This window comes from Verrucomicrobium spinosum DSM 4136 = JCM 18804, from assembly GCF_000172155.1.
GTDB lineage: Bacteria > Verrucomicrobiota > Verrucomicrobiia > Verrucomicrobiales > Verrucomicrobiaceae > Verrucomicrobium > Verrucomicrobium spinosum.
This window is the reverse complement of sequence record NZ_ABIZ01000001.1, coordinates 3,220,161-3,238,458: the sequence shown is the minus strand read 5'-3', so window position 1 is coordinate 3,238,458 and position 18,298 is coordinate 3,220,161. Positions and strand designations below refer to the sequence as shown.

The window sequence follows — 18,298 nt, the reverse complement described above, 5'->3', positions numbered from 1 at the left end:
GATGCTCCCGGGTGGTCAGCAAAGAGCCTTGCTGCAGGTGTTCAGCCGGATAGTCAGTCCCAGCCACATTCATCCGCCTGATTTGCGAGAAACCTTCCGCCATGTGGCGTTTAGGAAACAGCGCTTCCTCCTCTGTTCCCCCGGCTCCATGCACCGCACCTCGCTTCAAGTATTCACCTTCCTCACCGCCACCGCCAGCATGGTTTCCGCCCTGTGCATCCAGGCTCAGGGCTTACGCATGAAGGAGGCCTAGCATTTGGAGCCTGAAGGCCGGGTCCATGGTGGCGATTTTGCGCTTCCTGCGCAGGCTGACTTTTGCTGGGTGCCGGTGCAGGGTGGTGATGACCATTTCGCGCAGGATGGTGAGGTTGTGGGCCGCGTTGCGGTCCCTCACCTGGCAGTGGTCCTCATTGAAGGTCACATCCAGCACCCAGTGGCAGCGGTTTTCAACACTCCAGTGTCCGCGCACCAGTTTGGCAAGGCGTTCCACATCGGCTTTGAAGCTGCACAGGAAGTAGTGCACCTCTTCCAACGGCGGCCCATCGTGGCTGCGCTGCACCTGGCGGCGCACCTGTGCCACGCTTTGCAGTCCGGCCCATTTCCAGCTCTTGTGGTACCAGTCAAGTTCCTCAGTGATGGTGTACTCACGTCTTTCACAGCGCCCGTGGGAGAGTTCCAGCGTCACGCTTTTGCGATGGTGGGAGGGGCTGAGGTCCAGGCGCTCGGCTTCCGTGAAGTGCTTTCTTACAGTCTCATGAGCCGTTGGGTGGTTGGCCTTGAGTGCCAGGACATAATCGGCCCCTGCCCCGGTGATTTGCTCGGCAATGTGAGCTTGGGTGCCCATGGCATCAATGGTGACTGTGGCCCCTTTGAGTTGCAGGCTTTCCAGCAGACGGGGAATGGCCTCAATTTCGTTGCTCTTCTCATGGCAGGTGATCTGCCCGGCGCTGAGGTGGTAGTCGTCCACCCAGGCCCGTAGTAAATGGACCAAGTGCCTGCCGGTTTCAGCGTTGTGAGTGCCGCGCAGAGCTTTGCCATCTATGGCAATATGTCTGCCCTCAAGGTCGCCACACCAGCCCGTGAGCACCTCAAGCAGGGCCTGCGGTTGTATGGCCATGAGCACATTGCGAAACACGTCGTGGGACGGAGCCCCATGCTTCAGAGGAAGAAAGCTTTGCAGCCACGACAGCTGGCTCTGGGCAAAATCCCCCATATCCAAATAGCTTTCGCCATCGCAGAGAGTCGAACAGAAAGCGATGATGAGCACCTCATCAATGCGATGACGTACTTTGCCAGCCTGGCGGGGATCATGAATCTGGGCAAATTTGGCCCGGAGGGCTTCCAAAGTGCCTTGAGGAGGAAGGGAGTGGGTCACTCTCCCAGCTTAAACAGCGGTGCCCTGTAGAAAAATCATATCGTTAAGAGATGTTAAGTTTTCTCACTCTGTTCATGCGTAAGCCCTGATCCAGGCTGCGGAGACCAAGGACCTTCTCAAGAGACCTCCAGCATGGTTTGCCACAGAGGAAGCCAAAACCATGGCGGCCAACATGCTTTCGTATCAGTCCGACTTCGGCGGCTGGCCCAAAAATCTGGATCTCACTGCCAAGCCTTTCACGGGGCGTCGCGATGAGCTGGTGGGTGAGTTGAAGCCCATCTTCGACAACAGCGCCACAACTGACGAGATCCGCTATCTGGCCCGCATGCACAAGGCCACAGGTGACAACCGCTACCTACGCGCCGTGCAGGACGGGCTCGACTACATCCTCATCGCCCAGTATCCCACCGGAGGCTGGCCGCAGTTCTACCCGTTGGACGCGGAGTATCACCGTCACATCACGTTCAACGACAATTCCATGGTGCGCATCCTGCTGCTCCTCCAGGAGATGGGCATGCCGGGAGTATTCGACTCACTGGACGCTGACCGACGTGCCGCAGCGCAGATTGCCTTTCACCGGGGCATTGAGTGCATCCTGAAATGCCAGATCAAGGTGGATGGCCGCCTCACTGCCTGGTGTGCCCAGCACGACGAGCTCGACTATAGCCCACGCCCCGCACGGAAGTTTGAGCTGGTATCCCTCAGTGGCGCGGAATCCGTGGCCCTCGTCAAGCTCCTCATGAGCCACCCCCGCCCCGCTCCGGAGATCGTCGATTCCATCGAGTCCGCCGTGGCCTGGCTGCAGACTTCCCGCATTGATGGCTGGAGGATCCAGGAACTCACCACGGATGACACCCAGGGGCACAACTTCTCCGCCACCCCCGATCCTTCGGCGGAGCCCTTTTGGGCCAGGTTCTATGACATCACTACCAACCAACCCCTCTGGTCCAACCGGGATGGGGTGCGGAAGCTGGGCATGGCGGAGATCGGCTGGGCCCGTCACGGTTACGTCTGGACCGGCGACTGGGCCCTATCACTCTTGAACAAGGACTACCCCGCCTGGAAAAAGCGTCTGGCCAAAGAAGGCCCAGGACCTGCCTTCGCGCCCTGGCAACCAGCCGTGCGCATCGCCCTGGCCGGAGATTCCACCGTGACAGACACAGCAGGCTGGGGCTTTGGGTTTAAGAAAGCGATCACCGGCAAGGTGCTCTGCCAGAACTTCGCCGGCGGCGGGCAGAGCTCGAAGAGTTTCCGCGACACCGGTGTCTGGCAGAAGGTGCTGGCCAGCAAGCCAGACTACGTGTTCATCCAGTTCGGCCACAATGACATGCAGGGCAAAGGCCCCAAACGCGAAACGGATCCCGAAACCACCTACGCCGAGAACCTGCGTCGCTATGTGCATGAGGTCCGCGCTGCAGGGGCCACACCGGTACTGGTGACCCCTCTGGTACGCCGCATCTTCAATCGTGATGGCAGCGGGCAGTTGCGGGGTGAACTGGCACCGTATGCCACTGCCATGCGACGGGTTGCGACAGAGGAGAAAGTCCCGCTGGTAGATCTTTACACCCGCAGCGCGGAACAGGTGGTGAAACTCGGCCCCAAAGGCGTGGAGCCTTTTGAGCCGATCCTCCCGGTCAAACCTGCCACCATGCCAGCGCCTGCTCCTGGTGCAGATGCGACGACGACTCCATCCACCGGCACGACACCCCCCCAAACCACCGCGGAAGTCACGGCCCCTGCACCGTCTGACATCGACTTTCCAACCTCCACACCAGCCACCCGTCGCGATGGCACGCATCTCAACGTGCCGGGCAGCATCGAATTTGCGGACCTTGTGGTGGAAGAATTCAAGAAACAGGTGCCGGAATCCGCAGTGGGGCAGTGGTTTCGCCGGTAACGTTCCTTCCTAGAACCCACCCCTCCACCATCCCAACGTTGACGAGTGCCCACCGCTCTCCCCAAGCCCTGCATCGGAGCGATGGAGCGCAGGCCCGCCTCACTAAATCTGGGGGCAGGCCGCCCCTGCAACAGGCGGGCCACCTGCGCTCCCTAAATGCCTTTCACAGCACCTCCAGTCACCACTTGTAACCCAGCGACAGCCGCACCGTGCGACCAGCGCTCTGGTAGTAACCGAAGCCATCGCTGTTGTACGTCGTTTCGTCAGCCACGTTGTCCACGTTCAGCGCCACCATCCATGGACCACGCACATATCTGGCCACGAGATCCACGCAAACCAGGCTGTCGTTCTTGGCGGTGTTGCTGGTGTCCTGGTAGCTGGAGCCGGTGTAGCGGACACCGCTGCCGAGAGTGAGCCCCTCCAGGACACCATCGGTAAAGGAGTAGGTCACCCAGCCGGAGGCGGTCCTCTCCGGGGTCTGCCCAGGGGTTTTACCCTCGTCGCCATCAGCACTCTTGGTGATTTCAATATCCATGAGTGTGACGCTGCCCAGCAAGGTGAGCTGATCGGTAAGGCCGATATTACCCTCGAACTCGACGCCCTTGGAGGTCCACTCGCCATTGGCCTTCATGTAGGCCTGATTCCGGAGATCCGTAGTGAGCACATTGTCCTGGGTGAGATGGAAAGCGGAGAGAGTGAGGCCACCGCGGAAGTCCTTGGGAGCGTACTTGAGGCCCACTTCGTACTGATTGCCCTCAGTGGGGTCAAAGGTGCTGCCCTGCGCATCCACCCCTGCGTTGGGGAAGAAGGAGGTGGAGTAGCTGGCGTATGGGGCCAGACCGTTGTCGGCCAGGTACATGAGCCCCAGGCGGTAGCTGAACGCCTTGTCATCCTGGTCCTCCGAAGAGCCGCCGCTGGTGCGCTCTGCACTCTCCGTGGCGACCCAGTCATGACGCAGACTGGCCACGCCCACCCAGTGGTCGCCCATCTTCACCTGATCCTGCGCATAGACGCCGATCTGGCGGACCTTCTGTTCGAACTGGGAGACGAGATCAGAGGGGCGGGAGAACGGGGTGTCATACTGGGGGTCCAGCAAGTCCAGCGTGGGAGCCGGGCCATCGTGCTGCATGGACTTGGAGGTGGCGTAGCCGTAGTCAAACCCGGCCAGCAGCGTTTGTTTGATCGAACCCTGCTCACTGCGCCACTCCAGCTGGTTATCCAGAGTCCAGGCGCGGTTCTGCACGCTGTAACCCGAGGCCAGAAGGCTCAATTCCGTGGGGGAGACGAGCTCGTTGATGGAGAAGTACTTCGAAGCCGAGTTATAGTGGGAGTAACGGGCGTTCTGACGGAAGGTGACGTTGTCCCCCAGCTTCTGCTCAAACTCATACCCGAGACGCCAGATTTCACTGAACTCCCGGTCCCAGCGGAGGTCGTTGGTTCTCACCAAGCCTTGAGGACCTTTAAAGTACTCCGGCACTTGGGAACTCTCCCAGCGCAAGTAGCTGCTGAGCAGAGTGAGGGTGGTGTCCTCAGTGGGCTTCCAAGTGAGAGAGGGAGCGACGAAAATGCGCTCGCTGTCGATCGTGTTGCCATTCGGATCCTCCTCGGTGTTCCGGTAAAGGCTGAGTACGCGGTAAGAAAGCTCGTCGTTCCCCAGGAGCACGTCTCCGAAATCGAGGTTGCCCTCATAGGACTCGCCCGTGCCATACTCGAAGCCGACTTCGCCAAAGCGGGTGGCCTTGGGCTTCTTGCTCACGTTGTTGATGAGGCCACCGGGTGTGGACTGGCCAAAGAGCACGGAGCTCGGCCCTTTGAGCAGCTCGATGCGCTCCAGACCAAAGGTCTCCACCATCTCGTAGTTGTAGAGGCGCATTCCATCCAGGTACTGGCTGTTGAAGCTGTCGAAACCCCGGATGCTGATCCACTCGTAGCCTCGCGGATCGTAGCCGTAGGAATCGGTGGTGACGCCCGCGCTGTAGCGCAGTGCCTCGGATGTTTGGCGGCTGCCGCGGAGCTGGATCACCTCCAGCGGCACCACGGAAATGGACTGCGGAGTCTCCAGCAGAGCCGTCCCCGTCTTCAGGGCGGCACTGGGCAGCTCCGTCTTCAGGTCCAGAACGTTCGGCTCCGCCGCAGCCACCACAGTGACCTCATCCAAAACGGTGGTCGAGCCCGGGGCCGGACGAGTGGCGGAATCCTGCGCCAGCGCGCCTGAGGAAGAGAAAACGGAGCCCATGATGACGGGTACAGCGATGATCTGGCGGAGAGAACTCATAGGGAATCGAGTGGTTGGCCATCATTCACTATTAAGACTGAGTTTCAAGAGCAATAATCAAACTCTGAGCCAAGCTTTATCGGGACGGCACCCTGACGGGGGCGATCACCCCCTCCCCATGCCTCTGAACCTCCCCTGCGCGGGACCCGCCAGAGGACAGGATCCATTGGGCGCACCACCAAAATCCCACAAACCTCGGTGGAGATAAGGGGATTCGAACCTCTGGCCTTCTCATTGCGAATGAGATGCTCTACCAATCCCGCCCCACTACCACGGCTGTCAGGTTGCCGTCTCCGGGGTTCGCGCCCCTAAGACCGCTCTTCAGCGATCACTCATCTTGGGAGAAGGCGTTACAAAACATCCCGGCTTTTCTCATCTAGACAGGTTTAGACAACACCCCACTGGGAAAAAAATCATGACTGCCCCACACTGGGCGCGGCCACAAAGTCTGCTAGGTCTCAGGTGTGAAGGCCATACGTCGCCACCGTCTGGAGCAAAAATCGGGCAAATCGCGTCAGCATATTCAATAGCGACATGGAAATAAATGTGCACCCCTGGCCGCCGACCTCACCCGTACCCGCGAAAGCAACACCTCCTCATCCCAGGCGGCGGCAAGACCCCGCTACGACTTCCCCTGCTTTTTCCGCTTGCAGCCAGAGACTCCCGTAGCAGAGTACGAGTCGTGCTGGGGGTAGGTGTCAGGCTGCCAAAGCCGAACTCACACCATTCAGTCTGCTTGGGGATATAGCTCAGTTGGTAGAGCGTCTCGTTCGCAATGAGAAGGTCAGGGGTTCGAATCCCCTTATCTCCACCAAGCCTCCTCTTTGGGGAACGCCTCACCGCCCGCCCTTTGCCGCCCATGGTTTCTCTACATGCAACCAGGACATCAATCCTCGGCGTCATCGGGTTCTTCGTCTCTGTGTTGTTGGCGGAAAGCCCACCCCACCCCACCGCATCCCACGTCACTGAAGCTGAACCTCCACTGCTATCCCGGGCGACGGAGTGGAGCCTCGACACGCTGCTGAAGTTCAACCTAGAGGACCTGCGCCCCCAAGCGACCCAGTCCAAAGATTATGAATCGATCCGGTTGATGTGCTTCAGCAGCCGGGGTTTTGTCTATGCTTTTCATGTCGTTCAGCCCCGTTCGAAGGACGCAAAGTTGACGTGGACCGAGCACGATTTCAGATTTCAGGACCAACCCACCCGGTCGGGCACAGTCCCGCTCAGCGAGACAGAGCGCCTGACACTGGTCCATAGCATCGATTCTCCCGTCTTCCGTACCGCGCTGGATGATGATAAGCCGGTCTCCATTGGTCACCCCTACATGTATCTGGTCGAGATCATTGAGGCTGGCAGCTACCGGATCATCAGAAGAGACACGCCCGAGATCAACTGGCAGGAACGGGGCCTTTCGGGATTCAATCAAGTGACTCGCTCCTTGATTAAACTGGCCAACATCACTCAACCAGATTGTCATGCGACCATTCCGCCCGACCCTACGCCCGTGGGCGGGGCGGCCAAGCCATAGCACACCACCCGATTCCAGACGGATCATCCTCCCGTTGCGCCAGCCCTTGATTCGCCTACAGCTTCCGCAAAAAACTTTCCTCGCGATGATGAAGTTTCTTCTCAGACACTTTGCAGGATTCACTGCTTCCACCCTACTCCTGAGCGTGGTTTCTGGGCTTGATGGCATTGGCCATGCCTTGGCAAGCAGTCGAATCCCATTGATTGGAGCTTCATTTGCGTTGTCAGGAGCAATCGCCATCTTGCTCGGCTTCATCATTCTCGCCCCTGTGGCATCCATCGCCAGTTATCTCGCGGAGCAGCGTCTCTCAGTGCATTGGTCGATGGAGCCGCTGCTGCTCTTGGGCGTGCTTCTGGGATATGCCACAGTTCCCCTGCTGCTGATCAGCCAGGGGCATCTCATCATCACCGCCATTCTGCTCGTTTCATTGTATTTGCCAGCGCTCACATATTACCTCGTGCTGCGGGCTCTGGGATTTCGGGAATACCTCTAGGCTGACCCGCGGCGCGAACCTCACCGCGATGGGTTACGACTACTTGCCCGAGTCTCCCCAGCGCTGATTGGTTGGAGACCCGCTCGGCCCGCCGTAGGTGGCGGTGATGTCCCCCTGCCCTTCGGGGCATCTGGCCGAATCCCGACCATTGCGATACTCTCCCGCAACCACATTGTCATCGATGGCCAGACGGGGCTCGTCATAATGCAGCCACGTGCGATACACCGTGGAATCACAGTCACGCGGGTGAGGAATCAACTTCCACGCTGGATCCTGCATGCGCACCTTGCCACGGGAGACCAGCGTCTCAGGGTGATCAGGATCGCACGAAATCCAGCTGTTGTAACGCACCTGACCAGGTCCTGAGGCCACTCCGGAATCACAACAGGTGCAACTTGGGCCCGCAAGCGCAGCGCCAGACAACGCAACGAGCGTGAAGAACTTCTTCCAACCTGGACCCAACAGCGGCAAATGGCGAAGCGACGAGAGAGGCATCCTCATGAAACCCAGTGTGCGTCAATTCGTTGCAAAAGTGGAGGAAAATCATCCGGTGGCCCGACGCCCTGAAAAGTCAATTTGCCCTTGCTGCCAGAAGCTCCTCTGCGATCGCTCCGCCCGCAGCAGGAGACACCGATACATCGCGGATGCTCGCCACCAAATCTGAACGATAGGAGGCGACCCAGCCCTTGGACGGACCGCGGAAAAACATGATCAGCTCACCAATGCGAGTGTAGCCCTCAGCGGTCACATGGCCTGACCCTCCGGAAGTTAGGAGAACTTGGTACAACTTCATGCCCGCGATTCGTATTTGAACCGCCCACTGGATGGGTTCTCAGAAGAGTTTTTTTGCCAGAAACAGGCTCGTGCAGGTTCATCCGCAGCGACCACTCCTTCTCGCCAAGTCCGCTGCAAGGAAACTTTGTGCATCTTGTCGTGCGCTTCCAGCTAGGCAAAATTCTCCGCCAGCATCTCCACCCAGCGTGGGAGTGGTTTCGACAGGCTTCAATGCCGTGGCCAGATCCCGCTACGCGCCACTCTTATGGCAGCAAGATTGAGAATGCAGACACCCGCCCCCCCTCATGCTACCACCCCAGACTAGCTCTGAGGAAGCCTCGATTTTTGCGCAAAGAGAGTCTCGCCCAACCCCTCCGGTTCCCAGAAGGAACGGGCTCCTGCCCTCGTATTTTCCGCGATGCTCCGCGCGCTCTCCTTCATCGCTGCCTCCAGCCTCCTTGCCCACGCTTCCGCTGCCGCAGACAGCCCAGTCGCCCACCTTGCACGACTGGACCCCTTCAAGCCTCTGGAAATCCGCCTTCCCAACGGGGGGTGCAAGCCAGCGACCACTCCTGCAGAATGGGAACCTCGCCGGCTGGAGATTCTGAAAGCAGCCCAGTCCGTGATGGGTCCTCTGCCAGATGTCAGCAAACGCTGTCCGCTGGATGTCCAGATCGAGGAACAGACGGATGCAGGAAATTACATCCGGCAGCGCATCACCTACCAGTCCGAGCCAGGCAGTCGCACCCCCGCCTATCTGTGCGTGCCCAAGACAGCTCTCCAGTCCGGCAGCCCACCCCGCCATCCAGCGGTTCTATGTCTGCACCCTACCGACAACCAGGTGGGTTATGGTGTAGTCGTGGGTCTGGGAGGCAAGGCCAACCGCCAGTACGCCAGCGAACTCGCGGCTCGTGGCTTTGTCACCATCGCGCCCAGCTATCCACACCTGGCCGGATACACCCCGGATCTCAAGGGGCTGGGGTACGACAGCGGCACTATGAAGGCGATCTGGGACAATATACGAGCTCTGGATGTGCTCGACAGCCTTCCGTACGTGCAGCATGGGCGATATGGTGCGGTGGGCCACTCGCTGGGTGGGCACAACTCCGTTTACACCGCCGTGTTCGACCCTCGGATCCACATTGTGGTCAGCTCCTGCGGCCTGGACTCTTATCGCGACTACAAGAACGGAGACCTCCGTGGGTGGACGCAGGATCGCTACATGCCCCGCATGGCCCAGTACGTGGGTCGGCCGCAGGATGCGCCTTTTGACTTCCCTGAACTCCTCGCCGCGGTGGCCCCCCGCCATGTTCTCATTTCAGCGCCCTTGCGGGACGGCAATTTCAAATGGGACAGCGTGGACCGGGTCGCTACCGCCGCACGCGACGTGTATCGCCTTTATAGCGCAGCGGATCGCCTCCAGGTGATCCACCCAGATTGCGATCACGACTTCCCAAATGAAGCCCGTGAGCAGGCGTACCGTCTCTTCGAAACCCTGCGCAAAGCAAAGGGCGGCCCCGCCTCGTAGCAGGCAGCGGACAACAACCTGCTCAAGCGAACTCGAAGTCCCCACGGCGCGCACGCCAGAGCATGTAGATCACTACCAGCAACGCACTCACGAGCATCCCACGCCAAGCCCAGGCGGGCACCCGCCAAGGTTCCGGGGTGGTTACCACAAAGATTGGAGACGGTTCGGAGAATTTGCCATCGCGATCCACACCGCGCACGCGCATCTCGTATTGCGAGGCGGGGCGCAGCGCCAGCACCTTCACAACCACCTTGTCATTGTCGCCGGAGACCGTCTTCCAATGATTCACACGGTTCCAGGTCTTGATGAAGAGGTTGCTACTTTCATCCTTGGACATGGAGGCACTCTCCAAGGCCCAGCCCGCAGGAGCCACACCAGGCTTCTTCCAGGCGATGGTGAAGTTGGAAGTTTCCCGATCCACCAGTTCCACACTGTTCACTCGGTCCAGATGCGGGTTGATCGAGCTGGAAGGCATAGGCAACCCTTCCGTCGCCAGGTAGGCCGCCAGTGCACTTTGCACATTGTTGAGCGGGGCGCGGGGCGCGTCCGGAGGTGCCGTTCTACGCACCGGGGCGGCAACGGGGCTCGGAGCCACTGCTACCGGAGCAGGTGCGGGAGGTGCCGCCACGGGAGGTGCCATCGGGGCCGGGGCAGGCTGTGAGCCCCCCGTGGAAGGAGCCACTGGAACGACAGGGCTAGCAGCCACGACCGGAGGCGCGGGGGCGACGTCAGGAGCAGCCAGTTCACGAACGTAAGATTTGAGGGTGACCACCGACTCCGATGCGCCCCCAATGATGCGAAGGTCACTGATGACATTCCCCAGAGACTCGCTCTTCAGAAAGACCTTCACGCTGCGTTGTTGGCCAGGCTCCAGACGCAGGGCCTGACCGGAAAACTCCGACACGTACGGATTGCGAGCCTGCACCTCCACCACGAGCAGTTCTCCACCTGTATTGGCCAGAATGATGTCGCGGCTGGTCGCCTTACGCTGGGTCACCTGACCGAAGTCCAAGGTGCCCTTTTCTGGGGAAACGACTTTCAGTTCAGCCGGCTTGGGCCGGGACTGCACCGCGACTTTCTCGGATACGCCGTCTGCCTCCACCACCACTTCACCAAGAAACTGGGGCACATCCGTAGCCGGCAGTTGCAACAGCACCTCAGCCTTTTGCTGCGGCGGGATCTCCAGTGACGCTGGAGCCAGCAGCCTGATGGGAAACTTGATGGTCACCTTCATCGGATCGGAGCGTCCATTGACCAGCGTCAGAATCCCTGAGCGCACTCCAGTGGCGCGATTGTAGTCCAGCGTGAGATAACCAGGACTGACCGTCAGTGCTCGCACGCCTTCACCAAAAAGGGTCAGCTTGCTCGTTTTCACACCGGGTTGGAGTTCGATCTCCTGTCGCACCTCACCCGGACGGACTGGCTTGAAGATCATCTGGAAATCCACCGTATCGCCCGGGTTTACCTCCAGCGTAGGAGGACCGGACCAGCCCTCACTCCACACCATGTTCATCCGGTAGGGCGCGCGCCCCATGTTTCGCACGGAGACGACGCCTGAAGCTTCACCACCCAAAAACACCCTGCCAAATGAGGGCATTTTGACGATGGAGAGGATCGGCTCCATGCGCTGCCCACGCAGCGTGACGGTGGCAGGTGCCGAAAAAGGCCCCCCATCCACCCGCACGGAGTACGTGAAGCGGTCCATCAGAGACGCCTGCTCCCCGGCATGGGTGTAGGTGATAAGGGACTTGTTGGATTCGCGGGGATGCGGGCGCAGGTTGGTGAGCGTACCGTGCTCTGGAAGCTGACGAATCACAAAGTCGGCCTGTTTCAGGGTTCCGATGGTCCCAATCAGTTCAATATCAACAGCATTTCCAGCCACAAAGCTGGCAGACACATCACGTGCCTCGGGGATGAAAACGTCGCCCTTGCTGCGCTTGCCGTCCCCCGCCCTTAGCTTCACATCCGCCAGGGCCATGCCAGAGGTTAGAGCGGTGAGGGCAAGCAACAACCCACCCATACGGGCAGCGCGAGACCATGGCAAAAGTACGGACAAAGAAATCATGTGGGCCAGGATAAGGGTGGCTGGCACACCAAGAGGACGCCAGCAAAAATAATCATCCGGACCGATATCTTGAACCAGAATCAGCCGTTCGGCAAGGCATACCCTTGCAGACGCCGCCGGACAAAGTCGAGCGCCGTTTGACTGGTCAGAATCTTAAATCGCTCCCGCTCTCCCCGATACCAGCGCTTGCGCACCTCTACGGGAACACCCTTGGACGCCAGCGCGATAAACACCGTGCCGGTGGGTTTCTCAGAGGTTCCCCCCGTAGGCCCGGCTATTCCCGTGACCGCCACGGCGTGATCCGCACCGCTAACGCGGAGGCATCCCTCCGCCATGGCCGCAGCCACCGGTTCACTGACCGCACCATGTTCCTCGATCAGTTCAGCCGGCACGCCGAGGTGCTGGATCTTGGCCTCATTGGCATAGGTCACCAAGCCATGCCCGAACACGCCTGAGGCCCCGCTGACGTTTGTGACGCGATGGGCGATGAAGCCACCCGTGCAACTCTCCGCCGTGGCAAGCCATTCCCCGCGATCCTTCAACAGGCCCACCACCACCTCTTCCACGAGGCGACGGTCATCAGAAACCAGGAACTCGCCCAGCTTCTCCCGACAGAAGACTCCGGCACGATCCAGAGCGCCGACGGGTCCATTCAACCGCACGTCCACATCACCCTTACCCAGGCAATACCCAATTTCCAGGTCGCCAATGGCTTCCAGGCCTTCCTGGAGCGCCATCGAGATGTCCGATTCACCAATCCCGGTAAATTTGAAATAGCGACACTCCTTATCCGTGCCACCTGGCAGCATCCCCCGTATGATGGGCTCCACCAGCTCCACCATCATCGGCTTCAGTTCCCTGGGCGGTCCGGGCAAAAGAAACAGTGTGCAATGCAGACCTTTGGGTGCGCCCAAGCTCGCGGGCAGATGCAATCCCGGAGCGGTGCCATGGGGATTGGCCAGCACATGCGCCCCCTTCACCACCAAGGCCTGTCGTTGATTGTGCTCATTGACCAGCTTGCCCGATCGGGCAAAGATCGCCTCCAGCACCTTCATGACCTCAGGATCCGTCTCAAGGGCCAGCCCAAGCACTCCTGCGGCAGCCTCTCTGGAGACATCGTCTGCTGTCGGGCCCAGTCCACCCGTGATGATCACGACATCTGAACGGCGCACCGCCTCATTGAGCGCCTCCTCAATCGCCATGCCATCCGGCACGATGGTGGCGCGTTGTACGAGCACCCCCAGATCAACCATGCGCTGCCCCAGCCAGGCCGCGTTCGTGTTGATGACGTCGCCGATGAGCAGTTCCGTGCCCGTATTGATGAGTTCCAACCTCATGCCGACTACTTACGCGCGGCCTTCTTGGCAGGAGCCTTCTTTGCAGAGGCTTTTTTGGCGGCAGATTTCTTGGCAGGGGCAGCGGCCTTTTTGGCAGGAGCAGCTGCTTTCTTGGCAGGAGCAGCTGCTTTCTTGGCAGGAGCAGCTGCTTTCTTGGCCTTGGGCGCAGGAGCGGCGGGCACCGGCACGGTCGGCTGCCAGGCGACCCGCGGCGCGTCGCCCCAGAGCTCTTCCAGAGCGTAGAAGTCGCGCTTTTCCTTGTGGAAAACATGCACCATCACATCCCCGTAGTGCAGGATGATCCAGAGACTCTCCATCTTCTCATCCACGGCGATGGGTTTGCGATTGTGTTCGACCCAAAAGCGGTCCTTCACCTCGTTGCGAATGGCCTTGAGGTGCGGCATCGAGGTCGCGGTGCAGATCACAAAGTAATCTGCCACAGGCGAGATTCCCTGCACGTCCATGATCACGATGTCTTCCGCCTTCTTGTCATCGGCGAACGTGGCGGCCGCAAAGGCCATCTCCTCCTCATCGGAGCGTTGAGAGGTGAGGGTCGTTGCCTTTTTTACAGCTTTTTTTGCCATGGTCACGGGATTGTGAGCCAGTTAATGCCTAGTTGCAACCCAAACCGCGCCCTACCAACGACTTCCGGCCCCTCCCGCCATCCCAAAGTTCGCTCCCGTTGCCCTTACCCCTCTTCCCTTCTCCCTCTCCTCAGTACATCAGATACCGCTGGCGCTTGGCGCGAAAGCCGTCCTCGAACCGCTTCCAGGAACTGACAATACGAGTCGGAGAAACTCCCCGCATCAGGTCTCTCCGCAGACTGTCGCTGCCATACACCTTGTTGAACAGGCTGATCTGCGAGGCAGACATCCGCCCAAGCACCGCCCCACGAGTCTGATTCTGCAGACCGGCGATCAAGTACACGTCCAGAGCCGTGATATTCGCCGGAGTTCTGGGATCCATGCGCAGCTTCACGCCACCAAAGCCCTCCCGCGCGTACGCCTCATACCCCACACCAGGAAAACCGAGGCGTCGGCAATAGTCGACAAACACCTGCGGATTCACCCCACGACCTCCCGCGTAGCCGAACGGATTCTCCGTGCCAATCCCCACATCGACAGCCGCAGCCCCGCCGAGCATCCCCGTCGCCACGTAGTACAAGGGCGAACCCGCGTGCGGAATGTTCGGCGACGTACGGTACCAACGCAGCCCCGTGTCCTGCCAGAGCATGTTGCGATCATAACCCCGCATCTTCACCACCCTCAGACGAGGCCGCCGGGTGATCCACCCCTCTCCGGCCACCATCATTGCCAGCTCCCCCGTCGTCATGCCATGCACGTAGGGCACATTCACCTGGCTTACGAAAGACTTCCACTGAGGCTCCACCGGCGGCCCCTCCACGCGCCATCCCCCCAGCGGATTCGGCCGGTCCAGCACGATAAACTCCTTTCCGCCCTCCCCGCACGCCTCCATGGCCACCACCATGGTGGAGATGTAGGTATAACTGCGCGAGCCGATGTCCTGTAGATCAAACAACATGACATCAATGGGTGCCAGCATCCGCGGTGTTGGCTTGCGCGTGTCGCCATAGAGGGAATACACCGTCAACCCCGTCACAGGATCCTTCCGATCCTGCACATGAATTCCCGCCTTGATGGTCCCATCTACCCCGTGCTCCGGAGCATAGAGCGCGACCAGATTGACACCCGCACGCCTCAATGCCACCCGGGTCAGCGTACCGTTGCCCGTCATGCTCGTCTGGTTGCAGATCAGCCCCACGCGCTTGCCCCGGAGCAGGTCATAGCCATTGCTCGCCAGCACATCAATCCCCAGCGTGAAGGGAGCATTGGGGGCCGCTGCGGGCCCCACCGGACGCACTGAAGGCTGCTGGGGAAGGGTGCAACCGGCTATCGTGAGTCCAACAAGAAAGCTGAGGAGAATCTTGAGTGCAGGCATGGGGTTATCCCCTTTAGGACGAAAGCCAGCGATTGCAAGACAGCGGGGCGATTCTCACACCCGCATTACAAGAGGTTAAAATCAATCCGATCACGGTCACGACAAGCCACACCAAGCTCTTCGGGACGAAAGCAGCCAACAATCACCCCTCGCCTCAACTAACCCGATCGCGGCACCTCAACCAGCGTAGCGCCTCCCCCTTATTCCTCTTGCCTTCCCCCCTCTTCCCTTTCCCTCCTGTAGGCCTCCGCCAACAAACTCACGGGTTGCGTCACCTCATGGCATTTTGCTTCGGGCTTTGACCGCAGCCCAAAGGCGAGCTGCATGTGGCATCCCGGGTTCGATGTAGCAACCACGCCGGCCCCAGTGGCCTCGAGATTCTTCAGCTTGCGCTCCAGCAGCTTGGCCGATTGCTCAGGCTGGGTGATGTTGTAGATCCCGGCGCTGCCACAGCACCAGTTGCTTTCCGGCAGTTCCTTCACCTTCAACCCGGGGATGGCACCAAGCACCACCCGCGGCTGGCTGGTGATCTTCTGCCCGTGACAGAGGTGACAGGATTCATGATAAGTCACTTCCACGGGCGTACTGTCCACTGTGGCAGGGGCAGACACCGGCTTGCGGATGCCGATTTCCACCAGCCATTCGTGAATGTCACGCACCTTGCGATCCCACTCCGCAGCTTTGGGCCCGTACACAGGGTCATGATGAAGCAGATGCCCGTAGTGCTTCAGGTGAGATCCACACCCGCCCGCATTGGTGATGATCGCATCCAGGCTATCGACATCAAACATGTCGAGCTGGCGTCGGGCCAGATCGCGGGCCAGTTCCGGCGCACCGTTGTGCCCATGGAGGGAGCCGCAACAGTACTGGTTGCGAGGCGTAATCACCTCGCACCCGTTCGCGAGCAGCACGTCGGCCGTATCACGATTGATCTGGGAGAAGACGAGATCCTGCACACACCCCGTCAGCAAAGCCACGCGATATCGGGGCCTTTCCGCAGGCGATTCCACCGCATCAATGAGATCATCTGAGAAAGCCGCCGCCACCGTGGGGGTCTGAGGCTCCAGAGAGCCGAGTTTCCCTGGTATCAGCTTCGGCAGACCCAGCCTCCGGACCATGGTCTGCAGTCCCGTCTGCTGATACACCCGGAGCATCAGGCCGACTGCTCTCAACAGCCGCGGGTGCATGAAAAGCACCTCCAGGGTGAGCCAACGCCAAAAATCCCGCTGCCCGCGAGGTTGCACTCCGCTGCGCTCGACCTCAGCCCGGGAGGTTTCAAAGAGCTCCACATAGTTCACCCCTGCCGGGCAGGCCGTCTGGCAGGCCAGACATCCCAGGCAGTAGTACATTTCATCGGCAAAGCTCCTGGTCACGGGAACCTCACCGTCTGCCATAGCCCGCATGAGAGCAATGCGCCCCCGCGGGCTGTTCCGCTCCCGCTTGGTCTCCACGTAGGTCGGACATGTGGGCAGACACATACCGCAGTGCATGCACTGCTGGAGCACTGAGTAGTCCAGCTGCTTGAGCAACATCGCCCCCACCCCTTTTTTGCCAGGTTCGATGCTCATGGCTCAGTCAAAAATTTTGCCGGGGTTCAGGAGGCCGGCCGGGTCCAGGGCCTTTTTCACCAGCTTGAGCAGGTCATAGCTGGCCTTGCCGAACTGTTGTTTCAAGAATCCCTTCTTGGCCAGCCCCACCCCGTGCTCCCCGGTGATGGTGCCGCCCATCGCGATGGTCTTGTCCACGATCTCGCCCAGAGCCAGCTCTACGCGATGCATTTCTTCCTCGTCCTTCTCATTCGTGAGGAAGGTGGGATGCAGATTACCGTCTCCCATGTGTCCGAAAGTGCCAATCAACAATCGATGCTTCGCTGCCGTCTCATTGATAAACTTCACCATCGCAGCCAGCTCACTGCGAGGCACGGTCACATCCTCCAGGATGGTGGTGGGCTTCACTCGAGCCAGGGCGGAGAAGGCATTGCGCCGGGCCGCGGCCAGACGGGCTCCTTCAGCCTCATCGGCAGCCATCTTCACTTCACGGGCCCCGTTCTGGCGGGCGATATCCATCATACGATTCGCCTCATCCTCCACTGCCGCAGGGTGACCATCCGTCTCCATGAGCAGCAGCGCCTCCACATCCGTGGGCAGGCCAATCTTCGCATAGTCTTCCACGCAGCCCAGGGTCATGCGATCCAGGAACTCCAGAGTGCAGGGGATGATCCGTGCCGCAATAATGGCGCTCACCGTCTCCGCGGCCGCCTCCATGGAGTCATACATGGCCAGCATCGTTCGCCGCGCAGCGGGCTTGGGCAGCAGCTTGAGGAGCACCTCCGTGATGATCCCCAGCGTGCCCTCACTCCCGATAAAGAGATCTTTGAGCGAGTAGCCAGCCACATCCTTCACACACTTGTTGCCCAGCCACGCGATCTCACCATCCGGCAGGACCACCGTCATGCCCATGACATAGTCCCGGGTAACCCCGTACTTCAGCCCGCGCAGACCACCGCTGTTCTCCGCCACATTGCCCCCGATCGTGGAGATTTTCATCGAACCCGGGTCGGGCGGATAAAAGAGACCATGTCCTGAAGCGGCGTCATCAATCTCCTTGGTGATCACCCCACATTGTGCCCTAAGGGTGAGATTGCGGGGATCCACCTCCAGGATGCGGTCCAGTTTTACCAAACACAGGACCAGACACTCCGTCAGAGGCACACTGCCACCGCTGAGACCGGTGCCACTGCCCCGGGTCACCACTGGCACTCCGTGCTCCCTGGCCAGTTTTACACAGGCCGCCACGTCCTCCGTGCTGCGGGGGAACACCACGCACGCCGGGCGTTGTTTGAGCGCAGCGGTTCCATCAAAGCTGTAGGGGACGAGGTCTTCGTCGGAGGACAGCACCGCATCCCCTCCCAAGAGGTTCACGAGCGCGGCGATCCAGGGAGTGGCATCAGAGTTCAAGGCATCCAGTTTGAAACACGCATTTACCACGTCAAGACCGAGTCACCAAATGACCACAATGCGTAACAAGTCTGGGGACCTGTTTTGTTTGCTCCATGGACAAGCGGCTT

Annotated in this window: 15 protein-coding genes and 1 tRNA gene; 6 read left to right on the top strand and 10 right to left on the bottom strand. The window is 60.0% G+C overall.

Going from position 1 to position 18,298, the window contains the following annotated elements; translation table 11 throughout:
- Positions 1-82: 82 nt before the first annotated feature.
- The gene (locus tag VSP_RS13105; RefSeq protein ID WP_157210869.1) at positions 83-253 is read left to right on the top strand and encodes a hypothetical protein; all 171 of its coding nucleotides are present in this window, start codon (positions 83-85) and stop codon (positions 251-253) included.
- Here VSP_RS13105 and VSP_RS13100 read toward each other — a convergent pair.
- Positions 233-1,375, bottom strand: coding sequence for an ISAs1-like element ISVsp7 family transposase (locus tag VSP_RS13100; RefSeq protein ID WP_053332335.1), 1,143 nt, complete (start codon positions 1,373-1,375; stop codon positions 233-235). The two genes, VSP_RS13105 and VSP_RS13100, sit on opposite strands and share 21 nt — an antisense overlap.
- A gap of 172 nt (positions 1,376-1,547) precedes the next feature.
- Here VSP_RS13100 and pelA point away from each other — a divergent pair, with 172 nt between their 5' ends.
- The gene (gene pelA, locus VSP_RS39360; RefSeq protein ID WP_198141382.1) at positions 1,548-3,272 is read left to right on the top strand and encodes a pectate lyase; all 1,725 of its coding nucleotides are present in this window, start codon (positions 1,548-1,550) and stop codon (positions 3,270-3,272) included.
- A 178-nt stretch (positions 3,273-3,450) separates the two neighbouring features.
- Here pelA and VSP_RS13090 read toward each other — a convergent pair whose 3' ends face one another.
- On the bottom strand, positions 3,451-5,547 hold the full coding sequence (locus VSP_RS13090; protein WP_009961125.1) for a TonB-dependent siderophore receptor: 2,097 nt from the start codon (positions 5,545-5,547) through the stop codon (positions 3,451-3,453).
- Between the two features lie 738 nt (positions 5,548-6,285).
- Here VSP_RS13090 and VSP_RS13085 point away from each other — a divergent pair.
- From VSP_RS13085 to VSP_RS42210, 3 genes are all read left to right on the top strand, one after another.
- Positions 6,286-6,361, top strand: a tRNA-Ala gene (locus tag VSP_RS13085).
- 45 nt (positions 6,362-6,406) lie between these two features.
- Complete coding sequence (locus VSP_RS13080; RefSeq protein ID WP_009961124.1) at positions 6,407-7,075, top strand: hypothetical protein; 669 nt, start codon at positions 6,407-6,409, stop codon at positions 7,073-7,075.
- Positions 7,076-7,343: 268 nt separating this feature from the next.
- Positions 7,344-7,568: a hypothetical protein gene (locus VSP_RS42210; RefSeq protein ID WP_198141381.1), complete on the top strand. Its 225-nt coding sequence runs from the start codon at positions 7,344-7,346 to the stop codon at positions 7,566-7,568.
- Positions 7,569-7,607: 39 nt separating this feature from the next.
- Here VSP_RS42210 and VSP_RS13070 read toward each other — a convergent pair whose 3' ends face one another.
- Positions 7,608-7,940 (bottom strand): hypothetical protein, encoded by a 333-nt coding sequence (locus VSP_RS13070; RefSeq protein WP_009961122.1) that lies wholly within the window; start codon positions 7,938-7,940, stop codon positions 7,608-7,610.
- Between the two features lie 199 nt (positions 7,941-8,139).
- The gene (locus VSP_RS43035; protein ID WP_198141380.1) at positions 8,140-8,361 is read right to left on the bottom strand and encodes a hypothetical protein; all 222 of its coding nucleotides are present in this window, start codon (positions 8,359-8,361) and stop codon (positions 8,140-8,142) included.
- 399 nt (positions 8,362-8,760) lie between these two features.
- Between VSP_RS43035 and VSP_RS13060 the strand changes: the two genes are divergently transcribed.
- Positions 8,761-9,870, top strand: a complete 1,110-nt coding sequence (locus tag VSP_RS13060; protein WP_009961118.1) for an alpha/beta hydrolase family protein — start codon at positions 8,761-8,763, stop codon at positions 9,868-9,870.
- Between the two features lie 22 nt (positions 9,871-9,892).
- Here the strand turns inward: VSP_RS13060 and VSP_RS39355 are convergent, their stop codons facing one another.
- The 6 genes from VSP_RS39355 to VSP_RS13030 all read right to left on the bottom strand — a co-directional run bounded on the left by VSP_RS39355 (position 9,893) and on the right by VSP_RS13030 (position 18,188).
- Positions 9,893-11,935: an Ig-like domain-containing protein gene (locus tag VSP_RS39355; RefSeq protein ID WP_157210868.1), complete on the bottom strand. Its 2,043-nt coding sequence runs from the start codon at positions 11,933-11,935 to the stop codon at positions 9,893-9,895.
- Positions 11,936-12,015: 80 nt separating this feature from the next.
- Complete coding sequence (locus tag VSP_RS13050) at positions 12,016-13,272, bottom strand: competence/damage-inducible protein A (protein WP_009961115.1); 1,257 nt, start codon at positions 13,270-13,272, stop codon at positions 12,016-12,018.
- A gap of 5 nt (positions 13,273-13,277) precedes the next feature.
- The gene (gene rsfS / locus VSP_RS43030; RefSeq protein WP_009961113.1) at positions 13,278-13,856 is read right to left on the bottom strand and encodes a ribosome silencing factor; all 579 of its coding nucleotides are present in this window, start codon (positions 13,854-13,856) and stop codon (positions 13,278-13,280) included.
- 130 nt (positions 13,857-13,986) lie between these two features.
- Entirely contained in the window at positions 13,987-15,231 is a 1,245-nt protein-coding gene (locus VSP_RS35250) for an exo-beta-N-acetylmuramidase NamZ family protein (RefSeq protein WP_009961112.1), read from the bottom strand.
- A gap of 200 nt (positions 15,232-15,431) precedes the next feature.
- The gene (locus tag VSP_RS13035; protein ID WP_009961111.1) at positions 15,432-16,799 is read right to left on the bottom strand and encodes a (Fe-S)-binding protein; all 1,368 of its coding nucleotides are present in this window, start codon (positions 16,797-16,799) and stop codon (positions 15,432-15,434) included.
- Between the two features lie 3 nt (positions 16,800-16,802).
- Positions 16,803-18,188: an FAD-binding oxidoreductase gene (locus tag VSP_RS13030; RefSeq protein WP_029190407.1), complete on the bottom strand. Its 1,386-nt coding sequence runs from the start codon at positions 18,186-18,188 to the stop codon at positions 16,803-16,805.
- Positions 18,189-18,298: the final 110 nt, after the last annotated feature.